At 58.0% G+C, this 6808-nt stretch carries 8 protein-coding genes; 2 read left to right on the forward strand and 6 right to left on the reverse strand.

The annotated features are described in order from the left end of the window. Together sphst_RS00290 and sphst_RS00295 are read right to left on the reverse strand one after the other, a co-directional pair. The coding region (locus sphst_RS00290) for an SDR family NAD(P)-dependent oxidoreductase (RefSeq protein ID WP_107044992.1) at positions 1-600 on the reverse strand (600 nt) is incomplete at its 3' end. Between the two features lie 105 nt (positions 601-705). Next, entirely contained in the window at positions 706-1092 is a 387-nt protein-coding gene (locus sphst_RS00295; protein ID WP_325049395.1) for a VOC family protein, read from the reverse strand. Between the two features lie 212 nt (positions 1093-1304). Between sphst_RS00295 and sphst_RS00300 the strand changes: the two genes are divergently transcribed. Further along, positions 1305-2084: an SDR family oxidoreductase gene (locus sphst_RS00300; protein WP_031393930.1), complete on the forward strand. Its 780-nt coding sequence runs from the start codon at positions 1305-1307 to the stop codon at positions 2082-2084. Between the two features lie 125 nt (positions 2085-2209). On the opposite strand, the gene sphst_RS00305 is transcribed toward sphst_RS00300, so the two are convergent. From sphst_RS00305 to sphst_RS00320, 4 genes are all read right to left on the reverse strand, one after another. Further along, positions 2210-2431: a hypothetical protein gene (locus sphst_RS00305; RefSeq protein WP_031393931.1), complete on the reverse strand. Its 222-nt coding sequence runs from the start codon at positions 2429-2431 to the stop codon at positions 2210-2212. Between the two features lie 29 nt (positions 2432-2460). Further along, positions 2461-3468, reverse strand: coding sequence for a gliding motility protein GldB-related protein (locus tag sphst_RS00310; protein ID WP_234387235.1), 1008 nt, complete (start codon positions 3466-3468; stop codon positions 2461-2463). A gap of 209 nt (positions 3469-3677) precedes the next feature. Continuing rightward, complete coding sequence (locus tag sphst_RS00315; protein ID WP_159043433.1) at positions 3678-4964, reverse strand: S41 family peptidase; 1287 nt, start codon at positions 4962-4964, stop codon at positions 3678-3680. A 431-nt stretch (positions 4965-5395) separates the two neighbouring features. Continuing rightward, positions 5396-5881: a GNAT family N-acetyltransferase gene (locus sphst_RS00320; protein ID WP_159043434.1), complete on the reverse strand. Its 486-nt coding sequence runs from the start codon at positions 5879-5881 to the stop codon at positions 5396-5398. A 551-nt stretch (positions 5882-6432) separates the two neighbouring features. Here sphst_RS00320 and sphst_RS00325 point away from each other — a divergent pair. Next, positions 6433-6808, forward strand: a 376-nt coding sequence (locus sphst_RS00325; RefSeq protein WP_159043435.1) for an amino acid permease, incomplete at its 3' end; no start/stop codon positions are given.

Here is a 6808-nt window from a genome sequence, read left to right on the forward strand (position 1 = left end):
GGCGTTCGGACCATCCGCAGGGTTGCGTTCGGTGTCGATCGGCCCCGGCTGAACTAGGTTCGCGGTGATGCCACGCTCGCCTAAATCCCGTGCTAGACCGCGTGTCATGCCTCCCAACGCGGCTTTGCTCGCCGCGTAGAGCGTGCCGCCAGCGCCGGGCATTCTGTCCGCCACGATGCTTCCGATCGTCACGATCCGCCCGCCTTCGGTCATCAAGCCTGCCGCCTTCTTTGCTGCAAGGAATGGCGCTCTGACGTTCAACGCAAAAGAGCGGTCGAACGCACCGTCCGGGTAATCCTCAAGCGGCCCTACGATTGCCGTTCCAGCTACGCTCACCAAAATATCAAGTCGGCCAAAATGCTGCACGATCTGATTCATCACGTCGTTGAGCGCGCCCGCATCGCTAACGTCTGCCTGCACTATAAGGGCATGACGGCCTGCCGAACTCAACTCACTTGAAAGACGCTCGGCGTCATCCGACCGGCTTAGAAATGTTGCCCCAACCGATGCGCCATCAGCCGCCAACCTTCGGCTGATCGCTGCACCGATGCCGCGCGTTCCACCAATGACGATGGCAACCTTCCCGTCGTGAACCCGCATAGCTTTCCTCGGTTAACGTCTCGGTTGCGTTACACGGTAGCCGCGTCGCGCGCGCCGCCACAACATTGCCGTTCAATCTTTGCGGAAACGATGGTCAATCGGGAATCACTGCTCGCCGGTGATAGGCTCGATCAGATCCCATCGGTTGCCATAAAGGTCCTCGAAGACAGCCACGATGCCATATGGTTCATGGCGAGGCGCTTCGACGAAGCGGATACCTCCCTGCGTGTACGCGAGGTGGTCACGGGCGAAGTTATCCGTTTCAAGAAACAGGAACACTCGACCTCCGCTCTGATCGCCGATCGCTTCACGTTGCCTATCCCCGATAGCCCGCGCCAGTAGCAGTCCACTCCCCGCGCCGTGCGGCGCGACCACCACCCACCGTTTGCCATCTGTCAGCGAGGTGTCGTCACGCAACTCAAAGCCAAGCTTATCGACGAAAAAGGAGATGGCGGTGTCATATTCGTCGACGAGGAGGGCGGTCAGGTTCAAGCGGTGAGGCATCCGGTGACGCTGCCCTAACTTGGACGATGAGCCAACGCCCGCTTCTCTCAGGTGGGTTTTGGGAATTGCAGCCGATCGATTGTTACCGTAGCATCGTGACGTCCTCGGGAGCCTTTCGAAATGATCCAGCGTCACCGCTAAAGCGGCAAAGCATACGCCAGCGGAGTAATCCGCCGACTGGGCTCTGTTTCGAGAACATCATGCAAAGACTGAATAACAAGACGTGCGTCGTCACCGGCGCTGCGCGTGGCATCGGCCGCGCAATAGCAGCTCGCTTCCATGACGAAGGTGCGGTCGTCGTTGTCACCGACATCGACGAAGCAACAGGAGCGGCAACAGCGGCTGAAATCGGGTGTCGGTTCGAACCGCTCGATGTACGTGAGGAAGCTGATTGGTTGCGGTTAGCTGCCATCGTTCCCGTAGCCGACGTGGTGGTCAACAATGCCGGCGTGACGGGGTTCGAAGCCGGCATGGCACATCACGACCCAGAACATGCCAGCCTAGCGGACTGGCGCGAGGTTCACCGGGTCAACCTCGACGGGACATTCCTCGGTTGTCGCTATGCAATAGGCGCGATGAGGGTTGTGGGGGCAGGATCTATCATCAACATATTTTCCCGCTCGGGACTGGTCGGCATCCCTGGCGCTGCGGCTTATGCCTCGTCCAAAGCAGCGATCCGCAACCACAGCAAGACGGTTGCGCTCTACTGCGCTCAACAGGGTTGGAAAATCCGCTGCAACTCGGTCCATCCGGCCGCCATCCTCACGCCGATTTGGGAGCCGATGCTGGGCACCGGTCCCGATCGGGACGCCAGGATGCAGGCGCTAGTCGCGGATACGCCGCTCAAGCGGTTTGGTATGCCCGATGAAGTCGCGGCCATTGCGGTAATGCTGGCCTCGGATGAGGCGACCTACGTCACAGGGACGGAAGTGAACATCGACGGCGGGCTGCTGGCCGGTTCTGCCGCTTCACCCGGTTAATGCCAGCGACGGGCGTGATCGATCACGCCCGTTCGCCTTCCCGCCAGCGAAAGGCGACCGAAACGGCTGAGGCTTTCCTCAAAAGGATGGTGTTTTAGGAATCGGACCTGCTCGGCTGTCGGGCCTTATCCCCCGATAATCCCTGTAAGCTCCACCTCGGAGCTGTCGTTTATAACGCGGCCTTCCACAATGCCGCTTACCAGCACCTTGGACTCCGCCTCAATATGCAGATCGCCGTTGATAACACCCTTTACTTCAAGGTTCGATCCGCTTCTTACGCGCGCATCTCCATTGACGATGCCCTTGAAAACGCCGCTTTTTGGAAGCTCCTGTGCATCAACTTTCATCTAACTTCTCCACATTATCTAGAAGTTGATCATCGGTAGCCACTTTGTCGCAGGATCAATTCAGGATTGTTCCACTTCAACATATCGCGAATGGCGCGATGCTTGTCCGTCGAAGCCGCATAGTATGCCGTCCAGATACGCATACCTACCCAGTAACCGGCTTCACTAGGCCAACCGGGTGGCGCTGATTTGTAATTATGCAGCCATCTATTGACCGCCTTAACTGCATCAGCAGGCGGATTGTCTTGAACAGTCGCTAGGCTTACGGGCATGTCTTTTTGAAACTGATCCCATAGTATTCCCTCACGCTGGGATGCCCAACTCGCCCTCTCCGGCTCGGGTACTTCTCCCGTCACCAGGGCGGCAATGAAATCCGCCGCTCCTTCAATAAGAGCTTCACCCAACAGAGGAGATTTCTCCACTCCCGATATATCCTGCTGGAAGGTATGAACGGTTTCGTGCGCGAAGAAGCGACGAAGCGCTATCCTGAAGCCTACGGCTGAAGGATTCTCCGCGCATAGTACCTCAAGTCCGATGACCTGAGCGCCGGGGCCTGCGGTGCCACCGGAATTACCGGCTCCTATTACTACATAGATTTGTGGGAGCGGCTGATCGGGCAGCAATCCATGCAAGGCGAGGTAGATCGCCCGAAGGTCGGCCGTGGCTTCCTTTACGCGGGGAAGACATTCACGAACCGCTCGACCGTACAAGGCTGGGTCGGCGCTGACCTTGTTGGCGAGACGGGCCGCATCGCCAATCCGGCCGGGCGTAAAGACCGACACGCCATACGAGGCATTATCCAGATACCCCTTTTGAATATCGGATGCCCTTGGCCGCCCGTTGGTGGCGGACAACACCTTCGTGAAACGCTCAACGTCCTTGATGTGTATCGCCACCGTCAGCGGATCGACGCTCGCGGGCGCACCTGATCCAACTGACTGCGATGTAGCATTGGCCGTCTGTGCATTTGCGGATGAAGGCACACACGCCGTGGCTAGGAGCAACGCAACGGTTCGACGAACAAGTTTGATAGGCATTTCTGCTCCGCATGACCGCTCGAAGTGATATGCCCGCATAATACAGTCGTCAACGGATGGTCATTTCCGCGACCCGCGTCATGTGCCTCTCATTCCCGGTTAGGAACGGCGGGAGAGAAGGCATCCGGGTTCTCGCAATCGATGGTGAAACGGGAATTGCGAAACTGCACGATCTCAACGACGTCTGATCGGGACGCGATTTCGTGTTACTACGTCGGCGGACGTGAACGGCTCAAAGTGCGAAGCGCCTCGAGAAGCGCAGTGTCGCGTCCAGCGCGAAGATCAGCCGACGAAGCGAGGACGACGAGATTTGGCGCCACACCGGCCCCTTCCAGGCGCGTTCCGTCCAGCATGATTAAGTCCTGCACCGGCACCTGCACCCGCCCGCCGTCGGGGAGCGGAAAGGTAGGGGCACCAAGGACAGACCCATTCGTCCGCCGTCCGATCACGACGGCACGGCCAAGCCGCTTCAGCACCGCTGTCGAGACCTCCGCAGCGCTTGCGGATGCAGGACCGGTCAGGATCGCGAGCGGGCCGGCATAGGACGCGGCCTCGGCGTCGGTCCTGGACACCCCGAGGCCGGACGCGTCCATCGTCCTGTAGACGGGGCGACCCGGCGGCAGGAGAAGATTCAAGAAAAGCATCGGGAACCCGCCGCTGTTGAAGCGGAGATCGATCACCACACCTGCCGGTCCGGCCTGCCGCAACGCTTCCGCGACCTTTTGAACGGGTTCCGCCTCGAACTTGTCGAACCGGATGTAGCGTACGCCGCCGGCAAGGGACCGGACTTCGACGGCCGGCCGAACCCGTCCACAATCGACGTCGAAGGCGACCTTGCTCTTCGAGCTATCAGGAACGGCAAGGTTGCGAAAACCGTCTCGTCCGCTGCCTTCCCACTTCCCGATCTGGTCGGGCGTCAGGCGAAGGAGCGTCGCCATGATCCGACGCCCCGATGGTGCCGGCTTGTTGGCATATTCCAGTACAAGCCATCCGGGCGCCACACCGGCTTTGGCCGCAGCAGAGCCGGGGATCACCTCACCCACTTCGATCCCGATTTCCTTTCCGCGTCGAATGGGAGTGAGAAGCATCCCGCCGTCTGGTTCCGGACAGGGCGCTGAGACCGGCAATTGGATTTGGATACCCCCGTCCGCCTTCGCGCGCTTCGCTGCCGCGATCGGCATCTCCACGCTGACATGCGATACCGGGAAGGTCTGGGCCAGTTGGGCCATCACGTCCCAGTAGAGATGCCAGTCGTCGGCACTCTTCGCAGCCTCGATACGCCAGTGTCGTCTGAGCTTCGGCCAGTCGAACCCACCGAAAGACTGATCGTAATAATGTGCGGAAATCTGCGCCGCGAAGGCGTCGTAGATGGCGAGGCGCCGCTCCCCACCGGTCAACCGCGCAAACGCCTCCGCCGCGTGCCTGGCGTCCTGCCGAGCCGCCTCCTGGCGCGGCCCGACAACAAGGAAAAAGTAGGCAACCAGTCCAACGAACATCAGGACAGCCGCAGCGACGCAGCCGACGAGGATGCGAAGCAACCACCTCAAGACGATCGGGCCTTTCGACAAGGGCCCGGACGCCGAAGCGCACGCGCGAAGCTCCCGATCCTCCCCGGATGACTCCGCGGCATGTAGTTTCGTACCGTCGCGGGTGCCATCTTCGATCACGATGCGACGCTATGTGTTGGGGCAACGCCTGTCGAGTTTGGCGGCGGGTTTCCTACAAACGGACGGCGGTCGAGACGGCTCAGGCGTTCTCGGAATCGATCGAATTCCGGGAATGGCTGCTCATGGGGATGAGGGCAAAAAACCTACATAAGGCGTTGTGCCGGGATCCGCCAAATGACATCCTATACTAAACCTTAATGTCTCATGAAAAGACTGTGGCAGCTTCCGTCCAATATACCTAATGACGCTGCCACTATTATTTAAAATGCTTCCGCCTTTTTCGTAAGGCTGATGTAAACCGGTTCATACCCTCGCTTGCTAAAAAAGGCTTGGGCGATAGAGTTTGAAGCCCAAGCGTCGAGCGTAATGTCTGAGATGCCAAGTTGCCAAGCTTCCAGTTCTGCTTGGGCCAAAAGTCTTTCACCAACTCCTTCACCTCTCGCTATCTCATCGACGACGATGTGATGAACGTGCATTCGCATCCGGGAGATATGCGTAGCATCTCGCTCGCGGACTAAGATCTCAAACCAGATATACCCGACAGTAGTACCATCTATTATGGCAATAAGGACCTTGCACTTAGGATCTGTTAGCCGCGTCGCCCACAACATTTCTGGTTCGGAAGGTAGCCAATCGCATCGAAATATATCAGAACTTAATCGAGCGTGAAGATCTTGGACTATACTATGCAGGCGGCCCAAGTCGGGGACGCTTGTCGGCTGAGCTATGGCGATGGTCAGTACCATTTCAGGCTCTCTATATGAGCCGCCATTACACTGCCTTGATCGTCGCGCCATAACGGCGGCGATGGTCAAACGATGACGATGCCGCTTCCTATTGGTAGCGGCGATGGCTCATGATCGAGATCAGTTGCATCATCATCGTATTACAGCATTTCACGGTTTTGCTGCGCGAGCAATAACATTTCGTACTCGGGCCCGGGACCAATGGTCTAACCAACCATTGTAGGCGGGTTGTATCAGTACAACGTGTGGGTGGATTTCAGCGCTCATTGGCACCTTTCTATCACCGATAAATAGCCGTTGTGGAGTTGCGCCGCATTCTTGAAATTGATCGAATTTCGGGAATAATGCGATGGACGATCGGACCGAGCGGAGCAGTGGTCATCTACCCGTCACGGCCTGCAATATCACCGGATCAACTCGCGAGGGACGTTGGCCACGATCGCGGCGTTTTAACGGGGCACAGATAAATTGCGCTGTCGAAATTTGAGGTTAGGCTCCCCGACCATTGTGTCGTGGTTCAATGACGCTTCGACCCCGGGAGGACAAATTTTATGAAATTCGAGCGCGTCAAACCACTCGACGCCATACTCGCTGCTGCTGAGGAGAAGTCATTAAAGCGGACGTTAGGTTGGTTTCAACTGACGCTGTTTGGAATCGGCTGCGTCATCGGGACGGGGATTTTCGCTTTGACCGCAGCCGGAGCGCAGAAGGCTGGACCAGGCCTGATGCTTGCCTTCGCGATCGCAGGCGGCATCTGCATAGTTGCAGCCTTGTGTTATGCCGAAATCGCCGCGATGATTCCGGTAGCAGGATCGGCTTATACATACACTTATTCGGTAATGGGCGAATTATTAGCGTGGACAGTAGGTTGGGCTTTAGTACTTGAATATGCTGTGGCGGCGTCAGCAGTGGCGGTAACGTGGTCGG

The sequence above is a fragment of the Sphingomonas sp. STIS6.2 genome (assembly GCF_000732685.2).
In the GTDB taxonomy this organism is placed as follows: domain Bacteria; phylum Pseudomonadota; class Alphaproteobacteria; order Sphingomonadales; family Sphingomonadaceae; genus Sphingomonas; species Sphingomonas aerolata.